Here is a 19,218-nt window from a genome sequence, read left to right as displayed (position 1 = left end):
GCCAGGTTGTGGGCATGGTGACGAATGAGGTGGCTGGTGCTCAGATCCTTCGTCAAGCCGTTCTTCGTGCGGAGCGCGGAGGGGCTGCTCACGCGTGAAGCGGACGTGCTGCGCCTGCTCTGCGGGACGGATGCGCCGGTGGCGGAGTGCCATGCGGTGGACGCGGCGGCGGCGCACTGCGACCATCCGTCGCTGCTGATGTCGCTGCTGCCCGGCAGTGTGCGCGTGGACGAGGAAGAGGCGGCCCTGCAGACGCCGTTGCCGGCCCGTCAGCTCGCCGGCATCCACCGGGTACGGGTCCCGGCCGAGGCCCGCCCGCGCGAGTACGAGGCGTGGGCCGCGCCGGATCGCGTGCGGCTGCCCGAACGCACCGGCCGCCCGCAGCTGTGGCAGCGGGTCGTGGACGTCATCCGCCGCGATCCCCCCGCGTACCGGCCGTGCTTCCTGCACCGGGACTTCCACTCCGGCAACGTGCTCTTCACCGGGCGGGGCAGCGGCCTGCGGATCACGGGCGTCGTCGACTGGGTGGAGACGTCATGGGGGCCGGCCGACCTGGACGTGGCGCACTGCTCGACGGCCCTGGCCCTCCTGCACGGGGTCCCGGCGGGGATGCGGCTGGCCGACGATTACCAGGCGGCCGGCGGGACGTTGAGCGACGAGCCGGCGGATCATCTGTACTGGCGCGTCTTGGACGCCCTCGGGTTCGCCCCGCACGCCGAGAAGGTCGGCATGCCCTGGCGGGAGCTGGGGCGCGACGACCTGACCCCGGCCCTGCTGGCGAGCAGGCTGGAGGACTATCTCCAGGAACTGTTCCGCCTCACAGGCCGGCCAGCGCAGCCAGCGCCGCCGCCACCTCCAGCTCCTCCGCACCGTCCTGGATCTCGCCGCGATCGGCGCACCACAGGGCGTTCTCCACCGTGCGGGCCGTCGCCCACGCCAGCAGGCGGGCCGGGTCCTCGCCGAGGGCGTCGGCCAGCAGCGTGCAGCGTTCGCGCAGGACCGGGCGCGGATCGTCGTACTCGAAGGGGTCGTCGATCTGCTCCAGGAGCGGCCAGGGGTCGTACCCGGGGTCGCCGGTCATGGGTTTGGGGTCGATGGCCAGCCACGGCCGGCGCCGCGCGGAGAGGAGGTTGCCGGGGTTGAAGTCGCCGTGCACCACGACCTCGCGGGTGGCGGTGGCGGGCAGTTCGCGCAGCAGCCGGGCGCCGAGCCGGACGAGTCCGGGGTCGTAGCCGGGCCGGATACGGGCCATGCGGTCCTCGATGGTGCCGGCCCATTCGGCGCACACGTCGGCGACCCGTTCCAGTTCGCCGTCGGGCGGCGCGGGCGCGGCCCACAGTTCGCGCAGCACCCCGGCGGCCAGCAGCAGCCGTTCGCCGGCGGGCAGCGGGCTGTCGTCCAGTTCTCCGCCCGGTGTGCAGCGCTCGATCAGCAGCGCGTAGCGTTCCCGGTCGTGGCGAAGCAGCCGTATGGCGCCGCTCCCGTCCCAGGCGCGCAGGGCGGACGCCTCCCCGGCGGCCTCGCGGTGCGGCCAGGTCACCTTGAGCACCGCCGGATCGCCGTCCGGGAGTTCCACGGGGGTGACCCAGGAGCAGCTGCCGCCGTGCAGGGGTGCGCCGAGCCGCAGGTCCCACTGTTCCTGGACGGCCCGGACGGTGGCGGGCAGCCGGTCCAGCCAGGCGCGTCCGTCCGCGGTGCCGCCGACGGAGGCGTACACGGGGAGATCGGTGGGGAACAGGTCGTCGCTCAGCGGGGCTCGTGCCATCCGGGCACGGTAGCCGCGCGGCGGGCACCGGATCGAACGGATTATGCGCGGGTGCCGCCGGTTCGCGCGAGCCGGTGCGTACCGGTCGGGCGGTGGCGGGGGACCAGCGGTGTCGCGGGGTGATTAATCGGTTTATCGACCATTTGTTCCTGTTATGCGTGGGGCATGAACCAGTACCGACCGTACGGCGCCGCCCTGCTCCTGATATCCCTGGCCGTGGGCTGCGCGGCCCAGCAGGGCGCCGGACGGCCCGCGGGCCCCGCCTCCGGGCCCGCGAACCGCGACTCCGCCTCGGCGACCGGCGTGCCGCAGCATTCCGTCCACCGGGCCTCCTCGGGCTTCACCCTCGCCGCCTCCGGGGACGTCATCGCCTCGTACCCGTCCGTACTGGAGACGGCCCGCCAGGACGCCGGAGGCGGCGGCTACGACTACCGGCCCATCCTCGCCGGGGTCAAACCCGTGATCGAGGAGGCCGACCTGGCGATCTGCCACCTGGAGACCCCCTTCGGCCCGGACGGCGGCCCGTTCACCGGCTATCCGGCCTTCAGGGCGCCGCCCCAAGTGGCCGACGCGCTCAAGGCCACCGGCTACGACTCCTGCTCCACGGCGTCCAACCACACCCTCGACGACGGCGCCGAAGGCGTCCGCCGCACCCTCGACCGGCTGGACCGGGCCGGGATCAGACACACCGGCTCGGCACGCGACGCGGCCGAGGCCGGCCGGCCCGCGCTGCTGAAGGCGCCCGGCGGTGCGCGCGTCGCCCAGCTCTCGTACACGTACGGCACGAACGGTGTCCCGCAGCCCCAGGGCAAACCGTGGACGGTCCGCGTCATCGACGCCAAGAAGATCGTCGCGGACGCGCGGGCCGCCCGCCGGGCCGGCGCCGACGTCGTCGTGGTCAGCCCGCACTGGGGCACCGAGTACCAGACCGCGCCGGACGCGCAGCAGCTTGAGGTCGCCAAGGCGCTCGCCGAGGCGCACACCGGCGGACGCCCCGACATCGACCTCGTCATCGGCACCCACGCGCACACCCCGCAGCCGTACGAGAAGCTGAACGGCACCTGGGTCGTCTACGGCATGGGCGACCAGATCGCCGGAATCATGGAGAGTCCGCGCGGCAACTGGGGCACCATCGCCCGCTTCCGCTTCGAGCCGCCCGCGAAGGAAGGGGAGCGCTGGCGGGTCACCAAGGCCGAGTACATTCCCCAGCTCTCCGCGCACGGGCCCCCGCTGCGCATGGTCAACCTCGCCGCCACCGGGGACCGTACCGACGTACGGGCCAGCATCCGCGAGGCCGTCCTCAGCCGGGGAGCGGAGGGCGCCGGGCTGACCATGGGCCGCTGACGGGCGCCCGGCCTGCGGCGGCGCTGCGGCGGTCCGGTACGGGAGGGTTCCGCGATGTGAAACCCTGAAGACCGGCCCGGACCGGTCGTGAGCACCACGGACGCGGGCCCGCCGGGCGGCCGTTCCGCCCGGCGGACGGTGACAGCGGCGCGTGACGCGGAAGGGGCGTGGCGGCGGTGGGTGAGAGTGCGGCCGTACGGTCCCGCAATCCGCGCGGGCAGGGCGAGCGCCTGCGGGAGGAACTGCTGCGCGCCACCGAACGCCTCCTCGAAGAGGTCGGCAGCGAGGACGCCCTGTCGCTGCGCGCCGTGGCCCGCGAGGCGGGCGTCGCCGCGCCCAGCATCTACCGGCACTTCGCCGACAAGACCGAGTTGGTGTGGGCCGCGCTGGAGGTCAGCTACGAACGGCTGCGGGCGGCGATGGCGGAGGCGTCGGCCGCGGCGGGCACCGACGACCCGGTGGACCTGCTCCGCGCCCAGCTGCGCGCGTACTGCCGGTACGCCGTCGAGCACCCCGCCAAGTACCGCCTCCTGTACGAGACCCGGCAGACCCCGGTCGAACCGGAGCGGCTGGCGAGCCACCCGGCGGGGCGCCTGGTGCGCGGCCTGCACGACGCCCTCACCGCGTGCGAGGCCGCCGGGTGGCGGGTGCGCGGCACCCGCGAGGAGGCGCCGTACGTGCTGTGGGCCGCGGTGCACGGGCGGGTCATGCTGTGGCAGGTCATGCCCAGCCGCAAGGACGCCGAGCGCCTGTACCGCTACGTGGACGAGATCCTGCATCTGCTGATGGAGCGGGACGGGTCGGCGGACGGGGCGGGCGAGACCCGCTGAACCGGGCGCTTCGGGAGCGCCCCGGCCATTTCCGGCACCCCGTCGACGCGGCGTGCCTTCCCCCGGGCATCACCCCACCCCCACCGGCACGCCCGTGCATTACGCATGTAAGTTTACGGGCGTTAGGTGAACGTCCGACACAGGGCGCACGCCCCTGCCCGCGTGCTCCCAAGGAGCGACATGACCCCCTCTCCCGCTTCCCCCGCCCCCGCGCCGGCGCTGCCCGTGCAGCCGCCGCAGGGCTGCCCGTTCGACCCGCCCGCCGAGTTCGCGCGGCTGCGCACCGAGGCGCCGCTGTCGAAGATCTCCCTGCCGGACGGCACCGAGGCCTGGCTGGCCACCCGGTACGCCGACATCCGCGCCATGCTCGGCGACACCCGCTTCAGCTCGGACACCACTCGCCCCGGCTACCCGCTCAGCGGCATGACCGGCGGCGCCACCACCGAGCACCGCGGCTTCATCCGCATGGACCCGCCCGAGCACACCCGGCTGCGCCGCATGGTCACCCGGGAGTTCATGGTCAAGCGCGTCGAGGCGATGCGCCCCGAGATCCAGCGCCTGACCGACGAACTGTGCGACGCCATGGAGCAGCGCGCGGGCCAAAACGTGGACCTCGTCGAGGCGCTGGCGCTGCCGGTGCCCTCGCTCGTCATCAGCCTGCTGCTCGGCGTCCCGTACGACGACCACGAGCTGTTCCAGCGGCTCACCGGCACCCTGCTGTCCCGTACGGTCGGTCACGAGGAGCGGGAGAGCGCGCGGGAGGAACTGCGCGGCTACCTGCACCGGCTGGTCAGCGCCAAGGAGGCGGCGCCCGGCGACGACATCCTCGGCCGCCTGATCACCGAGCAGCAGGTACCGGGCGAGATCACCCACGACGACGTGGTGGCCTTCGCCGCCCTGCTGCTCATCGCGGGCCACGAGACCACCGCCAACATGATCGGCCTGAGCGCGCTCACCCTGATGCGTGACCGGGAGACCGCGGAGCGGCTGCGTGCCGAGCCCGGCCTGATCCGCGGCGCCGTCGAGGAGCTGCTGCGCTTCCACAGCATCATCCGCAACGGGCCGCGCCGCGCCGCCACCGAGGACATCGAGATCGGCGGGCAGCTGATCCGGGCCGGGGAGGGCGTGGTGGTGGCCGTACCGTCCGCCAACCGCGACCCCGAGGTCTTCGCGGACCCCGACGCGCTCGACGTGTGCCGCCCCAACGCCCAGCACCACGTCGCCTTCGGCTACGGCATCCACCAGTGCCTCGGCCAGGCGCTGGCCCGCGTCGAGCTCCAGGTCGTCATCGGCACCCTGCTGCGCCGCTTCCCGGACCTGCGGCCCGCGGTCCCGGTCGACGAGATCCCGTTCCGCAGCGACATGGCGATCTACGGATGCCACACCCTGCCCGTCACCTGGTGACACCCCTCCCCGTCCCGTCTGCCTTTCAGGAGCCACCTGCCATGAACATCACTCTCGACGCCGACAAGTGCTGCGCCGCCGGACAGTGCGTACTGATCGCCCCCGACGTCTTCGACCAGCGTGACGAGGACGGCGTGGTCGTCCTGCTGGACGCCGCGCCGCCCGCCGACCAGCACGACATGGTCCGCGAGGCCGCCGCCATCTGCCCGGCCGCCGTCATCCAGGTACACGAGTGAGCCCCCGCCGCATCGCCGTCGTGGGCGCCTCGGCGGCGGGTCTCGCCGCCGCCGAGGCCCTGCGCCGCTTCGGCTGGACCGGCACGCTGACCCTCGTCGGCGACGAGCCGCACCCGCCGTACGACCGGCCGCCGCTGTCCAAGCAGCTCCTCCAGGGCGCCTGGCAGCCGGACAAGCTGCACCTGCGCGCCGCCGACCAGCTCGACGCCCTCGGCCTCGACCTGCGCCTGGGCACCCGGGCGACCGGTCTGGACACCGCGACCCGCACCCTCACCCTGGACGGCGGCGAGCGGCTGGCCTGCGACGGCGTGATCGTCGCGACGGGCGTCGCGGCCCGCACCCTCCCGGCGGCGGCCGGACTCGACGGGGTGCACACGCTGCGCACCCTGGAGGACGCGCTCGCCCTCAAGGAGCGGCTGTCCGGCACCGGGCGGCGCCTGGTGGTCGTCGGCAACGGCGTACTGGGCTGTGAGGCCGCGGCCGTGGCGCGCGAGCTGGGGCACGAGGTCACGCTCGTCGGGCGGGAGGCGCTGCCGATGGCCCGTACCGTCGGTCCGCAGATCGGCGAACTGCTGGCGGCCGAGCACCAGGAGCGCGGCGTACAGCTGCGCACCGCGGCCGTCGACGGCTTCGAGGCGGACGGGGACGGACCGGCGCGGCACGTGACCGCCGTACGGCTGGCCGACGGCACCCGGCTGCCCGCCGACACCGTGCTCGTCGCCATCGGCTCGGAACCCGCCGTCGGCTGGCTGCGCGGCGGCGAGGGCCCGGACGAGAGTCTGGACACCACCGACGGGCTGTGCTGCGACGCGTACTGCGCGGCCGCGCCCGGCATCTACGCCGCCGGTGACGTCGCCCGATGGCAGCACCCGGTGCACGGACGCCACCTGCGCGTCGAGCACCGGATGAACGCCACCGAGCAGGGCATGGCCGCCGCCCGCAACCTCCTCGCCGAACTGGAGGAGACCCTGGACGGGGACGAGGCACTGGCCCCCGTCGCGGGTCGCGAGCGCCGTCCCTTCACCCCCGTGCCGTACTTCTGGTCCGACCAGTACGGCCTGAAGATCCAGGCGTACGGCGTGCTCAGCGGCGCCGACCGGTCCGAGGCCACCGTCCTGGACCCGGACACCAGGAAGGCCGTCGCCCTCTACGGGCGCGACGGGCAGGCCACCGGCGTCCTGGCGATCGGCGTGCCGCCCCGCCAGGTCCGCGGCCTGCGGGCGCTGATCGCCACGCCCGTGCCCTGGGAAGAGGCCCGCGAGGGCGTGCGCAACGCCCTCGCGTGACGGTTGCCGCGGGTCCGTCCCCGACCCCGACCATGGGGACGGGCCCGCGCGCCGCCGCCCGGCGGTGACCGATCATGGAAGGCATGACCGACTCGTACGTACGGGTGCGCGGCGCCCGTGAGCACAACCTCCGCAGTGTCGACGTGGACATTCCGAGGGACACCGTCACGGTGTTCACCGGGGTGTCCGGCAGCGGCAAGTCCTCGCTCGCCTTCGGCACCGTCTACGCCGAGGCACAGCGCCGCTACTTCGAGTCGGTGGCCCCCTACGCCCGCCGCCTGATCCACCAGGTCGGCGCCCCCAAGGTCGAGGACATCAGCGGACTGCCGCCCGCCGTCGCCCTGGAGCAGCGGCGCTCGGCCCCCACCTCCCGCTCCTCCGTCGGCACCGTCACCACCCTGTCGAACACGCTGCGGATGCTGTTCTCGCGCGCCGGCACGTACCCGGACGACGCGCCGGAGCGGCTGGACTCCGACGCCTTCTCCCCGAACACCGCGGCCGGCGCCTGCCCGGAGTGCCACGGCCTGGGCCGCGTCCACCGGGTCACCGAGGAATCACTCGTACCGGACCCTTCGCTGTCGATCCGCGACGGGGCGATCGCCGCCTGGCCCGGCGCCTGGCAGGGCAAGAACCTGCGGGACGTCCTGGCCGCGCTCGGATACGCCGTCGACAAGCCGTGGCGCGACCTGCCGGCCGCCGACCGGGACTGGATCCTGTTCACCGACGAGCAGCCCGTCGTCACCGTGCACCCCGTACGGGAGGCGGGCCGCATCCACCGCCCCTACCAGGGCCAGTACATGAGCGCCAAGCGCTACGTGCTGCACACCTTCGCCGACTCCAAGAGCGAGACGCTGCGCAAACGCGTCCAGCGGTACCTGGTCTCCGCGCCCTGCCCCGGCTGCGACGGGCGGCGGCTGCGGCCCGAGGCGCTGGCCGTCACCTTCGCGGGCCACGGCATCGCCGAACTGTCCGGCCTGCCGCTGAGCGGCCTCGCCCGGCTGCTGCGCCCGGCGGCCGCGTCCGGCGAGGACGGGGTGGCGCCGTCCCTGGCCCGGGACCTCGTCGCCCGTATCGAGGTCCTCACCGAGCTGGGCCTGGGCTACCTCAGCATGGACCGGGCCGCCCCCACCCTGTCCTCCGGCGAACTCCAGCGGCTGCGGCTGGCCACCCAGCTACGCTCCGGCCTCTTCGGCGTCGTTTACGTACTGGACGAGCCGTCGGCGGGCCTCCACCCCGCGGACACCGAGGCCCTGCTCACCGTCCTCACCCGGCTGAAGGAAGCGGGCAACTCCCTCTTCGTCGTCGAGCACGACATGGACGTGGTGCGGCACGCGGACTGGATCGTGGACGTCGGGCCCAAGGCGGGCGAGCACGGCGGGCGGGTCCTGCACAGCGGGCCCGTCGCGGACCTCGCGCACGTCACCGAGTCCGCCACCCGGCGCTTTCTCTTCGACGACGAGCCGCCCGCCGCGCGCCCGCCCCGTAAGCCCTCCGGGGAGCTGACCCTGCACGGCGCCACCCTGCACAACCTGCACGCGGTGGACGCCACCTTCCCGCTCGGCGTCTTCACGGCCGTCACCGGCGTCTCCGGGTCCGGCAAGTCCACGCTGGTCACCCGGGTCCTCGCGGACGCCGTCACCGACCACCTCGGCGCCGGACCGGAGGAGGACGAGCAGGCCGCCACGCGGGCACGGCTCACCGCCGCCCGAGGCCTGGAGGCGGTCGACCGCCTCGTCCGCGTCGACCAGAAGCCCATCGGCCGCACCCCGCGCTCCAACCTCGCCACCTACACCGGCCTCTTCGACGCCGTACGCAAGGTCTTCGCCGCCACCGACGAGGCCCGCGCCCGCGGCTACACGGCGGGCCGCTTCTCCTTCAACGTCGCCGGCGGGCGCTGCGAGACCTGCCAGGGCGAGGGCTTCGTCGCCGTCGAGCTGCTCTTCCTGCCCGGTACGTACGCGCCCTGCACCGCCTGCCACGGCGCCCGCTACAACCCCGAGACCCTGGAGATCACCTACCGCGGCCGCACCGTCGCCGACGTACTCGGGATGACGGTGGACGCCGCGGCGGACTTCCTCACCGAGGTACCGGCCGCCGCCCGCAGCCTGCGCACCCTCCAGGACGTGGGCCTGGGCTACCTGCGGCTGGGGCAGCCCGCGACCGAGCTGTCGGGCGGCGAGGCCCAGCGCATCAAGCTGGCCACGGAACTCCAGCGCGCCCACCGCGGCCACACCCTCTACCTGCTGGACGAGCCCACCACCGGCCTGCACCCGGCCGACACCGAGGTACTGCTGCGGCAGCTGCACGGGCTGGTGGACGCGGGCAACACCGTCGTGGTCGTCGAGCACGACATGGGGGTGGTCGCGGGCGCCGACCACGTCATCGACCTGGGGCCGGGCGGCGGCTCGGCGGGCGGGCGCGTCGTGGCCGCCGGCACCCCGGCCGAGGTGGCGGCGTCGCCGGACAGCCGCACGGCGGCCTACCTGGCACGCCGTGTCCGACGCTGACCCGGGCGCCGGGACCGGGAGGACGGGCCGGGGCGGGGTCCGGGGTGCGGTGACAGTCGGTTAATGTACCCAGGTCAACTCAGTGGTACAGCGACTTCAAGGGGGCACACCCGTGGCAGACATGGAAGCGGCCAAGGCGGCGTTCAACCGGTTCGACGCGGACGGGGACGGTCTGATCACCGCGGACGAGTACAAGCGGGCGATGGCGGAGATGGGGGACCCCTACGTCACCGGGCCGGTCGCCGAGGCCGTCATCGCCTCCAAGGACGCGAACGCGGACGGCAAGCTCTCCTTCGAGGAGTTCTGGAAGTCGCTCCAGGGCTGAGCCCCCAGGGCGCCCGACGCCCGCAGGGCCGCACACGCGGCCGGCCGACCGGCCGGCCGCGTTTTTGTTTCCGGAACGCCTATTGCGCTCATGGATTTCCCCGATCAATCCCCGGCAGATGCCTTTTCCGGGTGACCGGCGCCACTTCCCGGCGCGGCCGGACCGTGCACGGTGACGCGGGCCACAGGGTTTATCACGGCCGTCCCGAAAATCGGGTTCCGAGGCCATTTCAAGCGGTTTTCGCGGGGTGGCCCGCCGGGCCCCGAACGTGACGCGCAGCACGGGACTTCGGTCCCGTACGGCCTTTCTTAGTAATCCGCCACTGTACTGCGGTGGCCCCCGCTCATGGACTGAACGGCGCCGGAAGGCCCTTTCTACGTACAGCGGCCGTAGCCGGGACCCACCCGGCGCCTATTGCTTTCCAATTTGGCCGTCGCTAATCATTGCTGAGGCGCCGGGTTGAAGCGTCGCGTAAATGCCTTCGGGGCGGACGCGGACAAGAACTCGGTTCTCGTGCCGCCAGTGGCTTCCTGCTCGAACATCCCGCCAATGGCTGCCGCCCGCCCATTTCAGTGATTGGAAGAGGATTTCCCGCATGACCGCTCACACCCTGCTCCGCTCCGTCCGCGTGACCAAGACCCACAAGCTCTCCGTAGCCGTGCTGGCCGCCGCCGGCGCGACCGCGGCCCTGACGGTCCCCGCCGCGACCGGTGACGCGCACGCCGCCACCGCCGCCGCGCCGGCCGCCGTGCAGCCGGTCTCCGCGAACGGCCAGCCCGCGGGTGCGAACACCAAGGCCGCCGACGCTCCCAAGGCCGGCGACGCCAAGGACGCGGCGGACACCACGACCCTCGCCGACTCGGTGAAGGTCACCGCCGTGGCCGCCCAGGGCCACACCGCCAAGGAGGCCGCGAGCCGCGCCGCCGACCGCAAGCCGGTCGAGTCCAAGCCGCAGTACGCGGACAACCTGGACGGCTGGATCAAGGAATCGCTGGACATCATGAAGAAGAAGGGCATCCCCGGCAGCTACGAGGGCCTGCACCGCAACATCATGCGGGAGTCCAGCGGCAACCCGAAGTGCGTCAACGACTGGGACATCAACGCCAAGAACGGCATCCCGTCCAAGGGTCTGCTCCAGGTCATCCAGCCGACGTTCGAGCAGTACCACGTCGAGGGCACGGCCAATGACCTGTTCGACCCGGTCGCCAACATCACGGCCGCCGCCAACTACGCCGCCCATCGCTACGGCTCCATGGACAACGTCAACTCGGCGTACTGAGCCCGATGAGCAGGCAGCCGCGACGCGCGCGCCGCACCGCCCGGGACCACCCTCCCGGGCCGGGCCGGCCACGGTCGCACCCTGAGACGAGAGCGCCCCGGGACCACGGTCCAGGGGCGCTCCGTCGTGTTCCGGGGCCCGGGGACGCGGTCGTCACCGCTTGTCGCGGCCCTCCAGGTCGTCGATCTCCCGCTCCGCCTTCGCCAGCTCGGAGCGCCGGTAGGAGTACGCGAAGTAGACGACCAGGCCGATCAGGAACCACACCGCGAAGCGCACCCAGGTCTGCCACTCCAGGAACGTGATCAGCCAGAGCGAGAAGAGCACCCCGACCGCGGGCACCACCGGCATCCCGGGAGTGCGGAACGTACGCGGCAGGTCGGGCCGCTTGTAGCGCAGCACGATCACCGAGACACACACCACCACGAACGCCAGCAGAATGCCGATGTTGGTCAGCTCGGCGGCCTCGCCGATGGGCAGGAAGCCCGCGATGGCGGCCGAGGCGGCGCCCACGATCCACGTCACCCGGGTGGGCACGTGCCGCCGCGGATGGGTCTTGGCGAACCACTTCGGCAGCAGCCCGTCCCGGCTCATGCTGAACCAGACCCGGGTCACACCCAGCATGAACGTGAACATGACCGTCAGAATGCCGATGATCGCGCCCACCGCGATCACATCGGCCAGACTGCTCAGCCCCACCGACTTGAACGCCGTCGAGAAGCCGCTCTCCGGGTCGATGTCCGTGTAGTGCTGCATACCGGTGAGCACCAGGCAGGCCAGCACGTACAGCACCATCGAGATCAGCAGCGAGTACAGGATCGCCTTCGGCATGTGCCGCTGGGCGTCCTTGGACTCCTCCGCCGCCGTGCTCATCGCGTCATACCCGAACACCGCGAAGAAGACGGTGGCCGCGCCCGTGAAGGCGCCGCTGACGCCGAAGGGGAAGAACGGCGTGTAGTTCCCGGTCTTGACATGGAAGAAGCCCACGACGATCACCAGCAGCACGACCAGGACCTTCAGACCCACGACGATCGTCTCGAAACGCGCCGCGTTCTTGATACCCAGCGTCAGCAGATACGCGATCAGCAGGCACAGCACCGCCGCGAACAGATCCACCCGGTGCCCCTCGCCGGTCCCCGGCGCCCCCAGCATCCAGGCGGGCAGCTCCACCCCCATTTCACCCAGCAGAAAGCTGAAGTAACCGGAGATGCCGATCGCGACCACCGCCACGATCGCCGTGTACTCCAGCAGCAGATCCCAGCCGATGAACCAGCCCGCCAGCTCGCCCAGCACCGCGTAGCCGTACGTGTACGCCGACCCCGCCTTCGGGATGAGCCCGGCGAACTCGGCGTAGGAGAACGCGGCCGCGGCACTGGCCACGCCCGCGACGAGAAACGACAACAGGACCGCGGGCCCCGCCTTGCCGTTCGCGACCGTCCCGGCCAGCGTGAAGATACCCGCGCCGATGATGCCGCCGACGCCGATGGCCGTCAGCTGCCACAGCCCCAGCACCCGGTTGAGCTGTTCGCCGGAACCGCCTTCCGCGTCCTGGATGAGTTCGATCGGTTTACGCCGCCACACTCCCTGACCCGCGCGCATCACCACACCACTTCCTCTCGTCGTCGGCCGACGGCCGATCATCATGGCCCTTCGGGGGCGGCAGGGGAAGGCGGCTCCCTGACGGGGCGGAGTGGAACCGGAGAATCCGGGCACCCAGGGCGTGAGCACCGACACCGGCAGCATCGAGGAGCGGACATGTCGAATCACACGTACCGGGTGACAGAGATCGTGGGGACCTCCCCGGAAGGCGTGGACGCCGCGATCAGCAACGGCGTCAAGCGGGCGGCGCAGACGCTCCGGGGCCTTGACTGGTTCGAGGTCTCGCAGGTACGCGGCCACATCGTGGACGGGGAGATCGAGCACTATCAGGTCGGGCTGAAGGTCGGTTTCCGGCTGGAGGACTCCGAGGAGGGCTGACCGGGCCCGGGACGGCTCGGGCGGGCCGGAAGGCCCCTGGGACGGCCGAGGGGCGCGCCGGGCGGACCGGCGCGCCCCTGACTCACGAGTACCGGGTGACCAGGCCGCGGCGCCGGAAGGACGCCACCATACGGCCCAGGAAGAACAGAGCCAGGACCAGCAGCGTCACGGTGCCCAGGGTGGCCACGGCCAGCTCGTGCCACGGTGTGGGCCCGCCACCGGCCAGTGCCCGCCCGGCCGCGAAGACATGGGTGGTGGGCAGCGCCTGGGCGACCGGCTGGAGCGCCCCCGGCAGCGTCGAGACGGGGTAGAACACCCCGGACAGGGGCATCACCACCGACAGCCCGCCCCACACCAGGGCCTCCGCGCCGCTGCCGTAGCGCAGCACCAGGCCCACCACGGCCAGGGCCACCGCCCAGCCGCACAGCAGGAGCAGCGCGGCGACGGGGATCAGCCCGAAGCCCAGGGACGTCACGTCGAAGGCGTACGCGCCGTAGGCCAGCGCGGCCACCGCGAGCGTGCTCAGCGCCGTACGGACCAGGGCGAAGAGTCCGACCCCGGCGAGGTACTCCCAGCCGCGCAGCGGCGTGCTGAGCAGTCCGATCACATTGCGTGACCAGGTTTCCTCCAGGAAGCCGGTGGCCAGCGAGATCTGCGTCTGGTGGACCAGGTGCCACAGGACCGTGCCGCTGAGGAGGAAGACGGCGAAGGCGACGGGACCGGCGCCCAGGTCCGTGGTCGGTCCTGTGCCGGTCTGCGTCCCGCCGCCCGTCGCCTTCGCGGCGAACAGGCCGATGGAGCCGTACAGCAGCGTGTCGACGACCGGCCACACCAGGACGTCGAAGATCCGGTGCGGGCTGCGGCGCAGCACCAGCCAGTGACGGCGGGCCACGGCGCGTACGCGGTACGCACTGGCCGCCGCGGGACCGCGCAGCTCGGGGGCCTGGACGGGGCTCATACGGCACCGGCTCCTTCCCGGTCGGCGGCACCGGTACGGGCGTCGGCGTCCGCTCCGGCGCTGCCACGTGCCCGCTCGCGGTCGCGTGCCTCCGCTAGGTGCAGGAAAACTCCCTCCAGGTCGCGCTGGGCGAACTGCCGCGCCACCTCCTGCGGCGTACCGTCCGCGGTCACCCTCCCGGCCGCAAGGAAGACCACCCGCTCGCACAGCCGCTCCACCTCGACCATGTCGTGGCTGGTCACCAGCAGCGCGGTGCCGTACCGCTCGCACAGGTCCAGCAGTGCGGTGCGTACGCGCAGGGCGATGTCCGGGTCCAGCGCCGCGGTGGGCTCGTCCAGGACCAGCAGCCGGGGCTTGTGCAGGGACGCCTTGGCGATGCCCACCAGGGTCCGCTGGCCGCTGGACAGCTCGGTGCCGATCGCGGTGGCCAGGTGGCCGATGCCGAAGTGCTCCAGGGCGTCCTCGACGGCCGCGCGCGGGGCGCGCAGCCCGTACAGGTCCGCGTACAGCCGCAGGTACTCGCGCACCCGCAGGCGGTCGGGGAGCGGCAGGTAGCCGGCCGCGAAGCCGACCCCGCGCATGGCGGCCGGGCGCCCGGCGGGCAGCCGGTGGCCGAGGACGTGGACACTCCCGGCGTCCGGCGTGACCGCGCCCAGGCACATCAGCAGGGTGGTGGTCTTGCCCGCGCCGTTGGGGCCGAGCAGTCCGACCCGTTCGCCCTCGCGCACGGTCAGCCGTACGCCGTCGACGACGCGGCCGCGGCGGTACTCCTTGACCAGGTCGCAGGCCTCCAGGACAGGTGGCGACGCAACCCCGTGCCCGGTCATGCGTGCGTCCCCGCCGTCTGCGGGACACGCACCGGCGACCAGACGCGCTCGGCGCGCAGCGGCCCGCTGCGGGCCAGCAGGCTGCCGTGGTCGGCGGCGAGCGGGGCGAGCTGCGAGCCGTAGCAGAGCACCGCCTCCCGCTTGCGGGCCCACTGCTCGTCGTCGAGGACGAGGTCGTACGCGAGGTCGAGGCGGTAGCGGGTGGCGAGGTGCTGGTAGGAGAGGCCGAAGGTCTTGTCGCTGCCGAGTGCGTGGTCCGTGTCGGGGGTGCCCCACTCGGGCAGATGGCCGGTGTACGGGAGGTCGGCGTACAGGAGGGGCGGCGGGGCGCCCAGCGCGTCGAGGACGCGCAGGGCGCGGTCACGTACCCGCTCGTGGTCGGGCTGGTTGGTGCCGATGGGCAGGAGGACGAGCGGGGAGGGTGTCGGCAGGGCGCTCAAGTAGGCGTCGATTCCCGCCAGTTCGTCGTTCTCTCCGTACGGGCCGTCGGGGTGGCCCAGTACGGCCCGGTCCACGCCGAGCAGTGCGGCGGCCCGCGCGTCCTCGGCGAGCCGGGCGCGGTGCGCCTCGGCGGCGGTGGAGAACCCGCAGATGCTGTCCCACCAGGAGACGGCGTGCCGGGCGGCGGGCGCGCCGCCGAACACGGTCACCACGGTCACCGGTGCCGGGAGTCGCGGGATCAGGCCGGCCAGGGAGAGGGCGGCGTCGTCGAAGTGCGGGGAGAGGATGACGGTACGCGGCGGGGGAGACGTCATGCGGGTTCCTTAGTGCCGGTGCGGTGCGGTGGGGCCGAGGCGGAAGCGGGGGTGAGTACGGGGATGAGGGCCGCGTCCCAGGCGTCGTCGTCGCCCTCCCAGCGGCCGGGGGCGGCGGCGACGGTGCCCCAGGTGATGCCGGGGCCGATCGGGGCGGTGTCCGGCGGTGCGGTGCGGCGCAGCCAGAGCAGGTCGAAGCGGTGGGCCGGGTGCTGCGCCGCGATCACCGCGCGCAGCCGGCGCAGGTCGGCGGCGGTCAGCTCGTCCCAGGCGTCGTGGTGGACGTACAGCACCCGGGCGGTGGAGCCGGCCAGGTCCCGCCAGCGTCCGGCGAGTGCGCCGAACTTGGCGCGTACGCGGGAGAGTTGCGTGTCGATGTCCTGCTGGGTGAGGGGTGTTCCGGCACCGGTGGCGGGGTGGAACTCGTGGTAGAAGCGGATGTCGGAGCCGCGGTCCAGGGCGCAGCGGCCCTCGTCGAACGGCTCGACCAGGCCGGGCCGCAGCACCGTGCCGAAGTCCTCCGCGACGGCTTCGACGACCGATTCGAAGTCGAGGTCCAGCCAGTCGAAGAAGTGGGCGCGGGTGACGCCGGTGACGCGCCGGATCTGGTACGTGGACTCGCAGTGGTACCCGAGGCCCACGCAGTGGTCGTACACGTTGGTTGCTCCTTGTCCGCACAGGATCGCCGCCCCAGTGCCTGCGGTCGCGTCGGCGGGCCCGTCCGGGGGTGGGGCCGCTGTCCTGACGGGGGGCTGGCGGGTGCTCATGTGCGCAGCGGGCCGCGCCGGACGCGGCCGGTCAGGTACTCCGCCGCCGCCGTGGCGTTGGCCAGGCCGGCGCCGCGGGTGAACAGTGTCGCGGGGGCGTCCTCGGGTAGCGGCTGGTCCGGGGCCAGGCCCATCTCGACGGTGACCAGGTCGGGACGCCGGTCCCGCAGCACTTGGAGGACGGCGCGCTGCCAGGGGTCGCGCCCGGCGTCCCGTACGACGATCGCGAGCGGCCCGCCGTCGGCCGGTGGCAGGCCGACCGCGGCCGGGTCGGTGCCCGGCTCCACGTCGGTGGCGGAGGCGAGGGCCCCGAGGTCCCGGAGCGGTGCCGCCAGCCCCCACGGGGCTTCGCCGACCGCCATGTTGGCGACGGTGGCCAGCCGTACGGTGTGCAGGCGGCGGCCGTCGGAGGCCCGGGGCACGCCGTGCGCGAGCAGGGCCCGGCGGGCGGCGGCCAGGCCGACGGGCTCGCGGTGTCCGCCGGACGCGGCCGGGCCGGCGTCCGGCATCCCGGCGCGTCTCGCCGGGTCGGCCCAGGCGCGCAGCGACGCGACCCGGCAGGCCGCCTCCGCCACCCGCTCCAGGGACAGCGTGCCGCGGTCCAGCGCCTCTTGGACCGCGTCGTGGATCTCGGGCAGCAGCTTCTCGCCGTCGGTCGCGCCCAGTACCACCAGGTCCGCGCCCGCGGCCAGCGCGGCGACCGCTGCGCCGCCGTACCCCCAGCGCCGTACGACCGGCGCCATCTCCAGCGCGTCGGTCATCACCACGCCCCGGTAGCCGAGCCGTTCACGCAGCAGCCCGGTGACGATCCGCCGGCTCAGCGTCGCGGGCAGGCCGTCCAGCCGGGAGAGCCGGATGTGCCCGGTCATCACGGCTCTGGCGCCGGCCGCGATCCCGGCGCGGAACGGCGGCAGGTCCACCGCGTCGAGGGCCGCCGGGTCGCGGTCGATGTCCGGCAGTTCGGAGTGCGAGTCGGTACGGGTGTCGCCGTGTCCCGGGAAGTGCTTGACGGTGGCGGCGACGCCGCGGCCCTGGACGCCCTCGACATACGCCGCGGTGTGCCGCGCCACCAGGTCCGGGCGGGCGCCGAAGGAGCGGACGCCGATGATGGGGTTGTCCGGGCGGGAGTTGACGTCCGCGCACGGGGCCAGGCAGAGGTTGACGCCCTCGGCCCGCAGGTCGCCGGCGATCGCCGCGCCCACCTCCCGGGTGAGCACGACGTCGTCGACGGCGCCGAGGGCGTGATTGCCCGGGTAGACGCTGCCCCGGCGGTAGTCGAGCCGGGTCACGTCACCGCCCTCCTCGTCGAGCGCGATCAGCAGGTCGGGGCGTACGGCGCGGAGCGGGCCGGTGACCTCCTCGCGCAGCGAACCGGCGCCCGCGGGGAAGTTGGTCCCGAACAGCCCCACGCCCGCCAGGCCCTCGTCCGCCGCGCGCAGGATCCAGTCGGCGGGCGAGCGGCCCGCGTAGGCGGGGAGCAGGCAGGCGTTGACCAGGGAGATGTCGGCGCGCATGGGGGCCTTCCGGTACGGGCGCAGGGTGCGGCGGCAGCCCGGCGGGCAGCCGGGCCGCGGCCGGTGGCGGCGCGGCGGGAAAGAGGCGGCGGGGAAGGGACGGCAGGCGGGGTGGCCCGCCGGGAGGAGGCGCCGGGGTCAGCCGTCGGTCCGGCGCAGGACGAGCCCGACGCTGCCACGCTTGCTCAGGTACGCGCGGCCGCCGCAGACCGGCTCCACCCGGGGCGCGACGAGCCGGGCTTCCTCCACCGTCCGCCACACCGCGGACCCGGCGAGCCACGGCCGCAGCCGCGTCTCCAGCGCTTCGGGCTCCAGGGCGAGGAAGAGCAGGTCGGTGGGCAGGTCGTCGAGCAGCGCGAGGTCCTGGCCGTAATAGAGCATCTCGATCAGCAGGTACGCGGCGCCTTCCGGCCCGTCCTTGGCCAGTCCGGCGAGGTCCTCGGCGCCGACCTCTACGGCGTCGGTGCCGCGCAGCGCGGTGGCGAGCCGGTCCCGGAAGTGCGGGTTGGGTTCGGTGGCGTGGACGGGAAAGCCGTCCGCCGCGAGCCGGGACGTCAACGCGCCCTCACAGGCGCCGACTTCCACCAGCGGCTGCCCGCCGGGCGGGCAGTTGCGCCGTACCCAGGCGGCGGTCGCGTCCAGGCGCCGGGCCTCGTACGGCGAGGTGGCGAACTCCCACGGGTCGGCGACGGCGGCGGCCTCGTCGTCCAGGCTGGCGAGCAGGGCGAAGAGCCGTTCGCGTTCGGTGGGGTCGGCGCCGAAGAACCGCTCGGCGGCCGGGATGCGGGGCGTCTGCACCATGAACTCGGGCGACCGGGTGTCGAGCAGTCCGGGCGCCGCGCTGTTGACGAAGTCCAGTTTGGCCGCGATCTGCGCGCGGTCGAGCGGGCGGTCGAGGTCGCTGACGAACTGGAGGTACGGGGAGTATCCGACGGCGTGCCGCACGGTCAGCACCGGCACGGCGGTCTTCCCGGGGGCGTCCGCCAGGTCCGTGCAGGCGATGGCGGTGTCCCGGCCGACGCGGCCACGGCTGCGCCGGTTGTCGGCGGGGGAGTGGGTCCACACGCGGGCGGAGTGGCCGCCGGCGGCCCGGCGTATCAGGCCGGCGAGCGCGGCGGGGCCGGGGGAGGCGGCGTCCTCCGCGGCGGAGCGTACGTACGGCGCGAGCAGGGCGAGCCGTTCGGCCGGTGGCAGGCCGACGGGCAGCGGGAGGACGTCTCCCCGGTCGGCGAGGACCACGGCGACCGGGCCGCCGCCGGGGTCGGGGTCGGTGAGGACGGAGAGGAAGTCGAGGACGGCGTCCTCGACCCGGAGTACCACCACGATTTCGATCATGGACCGGTCCCAGGGGCAGAGCTGGCGGGGGGTGGCGAAGCGGTGCGCCGGCAGGGATCGGTTCGCGCCGGGGCGCGCCGGACCGGACCGGCGGGGCGGTGCTGTGAGCAGG

The 19,218-nt window shown here is 73.6% G+C and carries 17 protein-coding genes and 1 pseudogene; 10 read left to right on the top strand and 8 right to left on the bottom strand.

The genetic code is table 11. The annotated features are described in order from the left end of the window. Positions 1–27: 27 nt before the first annotated feature. Positions 28–813 (top strand): annotated as a pseudogene (locus ACZ53K_RS19500) (phosphotransferase family protein); the annotation flags it as partial. A 4-nt stretch (positions 814–817) separates the two neighbouring features. Here ACZ53K_RS19500 and ACZ53K_RS19495 read toward each other — a convergent pair. Further along, a complete protein-coding gene (locus ACZ53K_RS19495; protein WP_468837873.1) occupies positions 818–1,765 on the bottom strand; it encodes an aminoglycoside phosphotransferase family protein in 948 nt (315 codons plus the stop codon). 165 nt (positions 1,766–1,930) lie between these two features. Here ACZ53K_RS19495 and ACZ53K_RS19490 point away from each other — a divergent pair, with 165 nt between their 5' ends. The 8 genes from ACZ53K_RS19490 to ACZ53K_RS19455 all read left to right on the top strand — a co-directional run bounded on the left by ACZ53K_RS19490 (position 1,931) and on the right by ACZ53K_RS19455 (position 10,976). Next, complete coding sequence (locus ACZ53K_RS19490) at positions 1,931–3,109, top strand: CapA family protein (RefSeq protein ID WP_468837870.1); 1,179 nt, start codon at positions 1,931–1,933, stop codon at positions 3,107–3,109. A 176-nt stretch (positions 3,110–3,285) separates the two neighbouring features. Then, positions 3,286–3,939, top strand: a complete 654-nt coding sequence (locus tag ACZ53K_RS19485) for a TetR/AcrR family transcriptional regulator (RefSeq protein WP_468837867.1) — start codon at positions 3,286–3,288, stop codon at positions 3,937–3,939. Positions 3,940–4,119: 180 nt separating this feature from the next. After that, complete coding sequence (locus ACZ53K_RS19480) at positions 4,120–5,343, top strand: cytochrome P450 (RefSeq protein ID WP_468837864.1); 1,224 nt, start codon at positions 4,120–4,122, stop codon at positions 5,341–5,343. Between the two features lie 41 nt (positions 5,344–5,384). Further along, a complete protein-coding gene (locus ACZ53K_RS19475; RefSeq protein ID WP_030022493.1) occupies positions 5,385–5,579 on the top strand; it encodes a ferredoxin in 195 nt (64 codons plus the stop codon). Then, positions 5,576–6,865, top strand: coding sequence for an NAD(P)/FAD-dependent oxidoreductase (locus tag ACZ53K_RS19470; protein ID WP_468837861.1), 1,290 nt, complete (start codon positions 5,576–5,578; stop codon positions 6,863–6,865). Before ACZ53K_RS19475 ends, ACZ53K_RS19470 begins: the two co-directional genes overlap by 4 nt. An 83-nt stretch (positions 6,866–6,948) precedes the next feature. Next, on the top strand, positions 6,949–9,372 hold the full coding sequence (uvrA, locus tag ACZ53K_RS19465) for an excinuclease ABC subunit UvrA (RefSeq protein WP_468837858.1): 2,424 nt from the start codon (positions 6,949–6,951) through the stop codon (positions 9,370–9,372). Between the two features lie 112 nt (positions 9,373–9,484). Then, positions 9,485–9,697 (top strand): EF-hand domain-containing protein, encoded by a 213-nt coding sequence (locus ACZ53K_RS19460; RefSeq protein WP_468837856.1) that lies wholly within the window; start codon positions 9,485–9,487, stop codon positions 9,695–9,697. 595 nt (positions 9,698–10,292) lie between these two features. Next, the gene (locus tag ACZ53K_RS19455) at positions 10,293–10,976 is read left to right on the top strand and encodes a transglycosylase SLT domain-containing protein (protein ID WP_468837854.1); all 684 of its coding nucleotides are present in this window, start codon (positions 10,293–10,295) and stop codon (positions 10,974–10,976) included. A gap of 153 nt (positions 10,977–11,129) precedes the next feature. On the opposite strand, the gene ACZ53K_RS19450 is transcribed toward ACZ53K_RS19455, so the two are convergent. Beyond that, a complete protein-coding gene (locus ACZ53K_RS19450) occupies positions 11,130–12,572 on the bottom strand; it encodes an amino acid permease (RefSeq protein WP_468837852.1) in 1,443 nt (480 codons plus the stop codon). Between the two features lie 156 nt (positions 12,573–12,728). Here ACZ53K_RS19450 and ACZ53K_RS19445 point away from each other — a divergent pair, with 156 nt between their 5' ends. After that, a complete protein-coding gene (locus tag ACZ53K_RS19445; protein WP_468837849.1) occupies positions 12,729–12,950 on the top strand; it encodes a dodecin in 222 nt (73 codons plus the stop codon). Positions 12,951–13,032: 82 nt separating this feature from the next. On the opposite strand, the gene ACZ53K_RS19440 is transcribed toward ACZ53K_RS19445, so the two are convergent. From ACZ53K_RS19440 to ACZ53K_RS19415, 6 genes are all read right to left on the bottom strand, one after another. Beyond that, the gene (locus tag ACZ53K_RS19440) at positions 13,033–13,908 is read right to left on the bottom strand and encodes an ABC transporter permease (RefSeq protein ID WP_468837846.1); all 876 of its coding nucleotides are present in this window, start codon (positions 13,906–13,908) and stop codon (positions 13,033–13,035) included. Next, positions 13,905–14,735, bottom strand: coding sequence for an ABC transporter ATP-binding protein (locus ACZ53K_RS19435; RefSeq protein WP_468837843.1), 831 nt, complete (start codon positions 14,733–14,735; stop codon positions 13,905–13,907). Before ACZ53K_RS19435 ends, ACZ53K_RS19440 begins: the two co-directional genes overlap by 4 nt. Beyond that, positions 14,732–15,490 carry a PIG-L deacetylase family protein gene (locus tag ACZ53K_RS19430; protein ID WP_468837840.1) on the bottom strand — a complete coding sequence of 253 codons (759 nt, stop codon included), beginning with the start codon at positions 15,488–15,490 and terminating at the stop codon, positions 14,732–14,734. Before ACZ53K_RS19430 ends, ACZ53K_RS19435 begins: the two co-directional genes overlap by 4 nt. Beyond that, positions 15,487–16,146, bottom strand: coding sequence for a DUF1796 family putative cysteine peptidase (locus ACZ53K_RS19425; RefSeq protein WP_468837838.1), 660 nt, complete (start codon positions 16,144–16,146; stop codon positions 15,487–15,489). Before ACZ53K_RS19425 ends, ACZ53K_RS19430 begins: the two co-directional genes overlap by 4 nt. Positions 16,147–16,253: 107 nt before the next feature. Beyond that, a complete protein-coding gene (locus ACZ53K_RS19420) occupies positions 16,254–17,771 on the bottom strand; it encodes a glycoside hydrolase family 3 protein (protein ID WP_468837835.1) in 1,518 nt (505 codons plus the stop codon). Between the two features lie 138 nt (positions 17,772–17,909). Next, on the bottom strand, positions 17,910–19,106 hold the full coding sequence (locus ACZ53K_RS19415; RefSeq protein WP_468837833.1) for a hypothetical protein: 1,197 nt from the start codon (positions 19,104–19,106) through the stop codon (positions 17,910–17,912). Positions 19,107–19,218: the final 112 nt, after the last annotated feature.

The sequence above is a fragment of the Streptomyces sp. NPDC033221 genome (genome assembly GCF_055577005.1).
This window is presented reverse-complemented; position numbering and strand designations above follow the sequence as displayed.

Coding starts and splice junctions, on each gene's coding strand:
- ACZ53K_RS19445 (WP_468837849.1), top strand. CDS start 12,729: ATGTCGAATCACACGTACCGGGTGACAGAGATCGTGGGGACCTCCCCG.
- ACZ53K_RS19495 (WP_468837873.1), bottom strand. CDS start 1,765: ATGGCACGAGCCCCGCTGAGCGACGACCTGTTCCCCACCGATCTCCCC.
- ACZ53K_RS19480 (WP_468837864.1), top strand. CDS start 4,120: ATGACCCCCTCTCCCGCTTCCCCCGCCCCCGCGCCGGCGCTGCCCGTG.
- ACZ53K_RS19475 (WP_030022493.1), top strand. CDS start 5,385: ATGAACATCACTCTCGACGCCGACAAGTGCTGCGCCGCCGGACAGTGC.
- ACZ53K_RS19420 (WP_468837835.1), bottom strand. CDS start 17,771: ATGCGCGCCGACATCTCCCTGGTCAACGCCTGCCTGCTCCCCGCCTAC.
- uvrA (WP_468837858.1), top strand. CDS start 6,949: ATGACCGACTCGTACGTACGGGTGCGCGGCGCCCGTGAGCACAACCTC.
- ACZ53K_RS19450 (WP_468837852.1), bottom strand. CDS start 12,572: ATGCGCGCGGGTCAGGGAGTGTGGCGGCGTAAACCGATCGAACTCATC.
- ACZ53K_RS19455 (WP_468837854.1), top strand. CDS start 10,293: ATGACCGCTCACACCCTGCTCCGCTCCGTCCGCGTGACCAAGACCCAC.
- ACZ53K_RS19440 (WP_468837846.1), bottom strand. CDS start 13,908: ATGAGCCCCGTCCAGGCCCCCGAGCTGCGCGGTCCCGCGGCGGCCAGT.
- ACZ53K_RS19435 (WP_468837843.1), bottom strand. CDS start 14,735: ATGACCGGGCACGGGGTTGCGTCGCCACCTGTCCTGGAGGCCTGCGAC.
- ACZ53K_RS19430 (WP_468837840.1), bottom strand. CDS start 15,490: ATGACGTCTCCCCCGCCGCGTACCGTCATCCTCTCCCCGCACTTCGAC.
- ACZ53K_RS19490 (WP_468837870.1), top strand. CDS start 1,931: ATGAACCAGTACCGACCGTACGGCGCCGCCCTGCTCCTGATATCCCTG.
- ACZ53K_RS19415 (WP_468837833.1), bottom strand. CDS start 19,106: ATGATCGAAATCGTGGTGGTACTCCGGGTCGAGGACGCCGTCCTCGAC.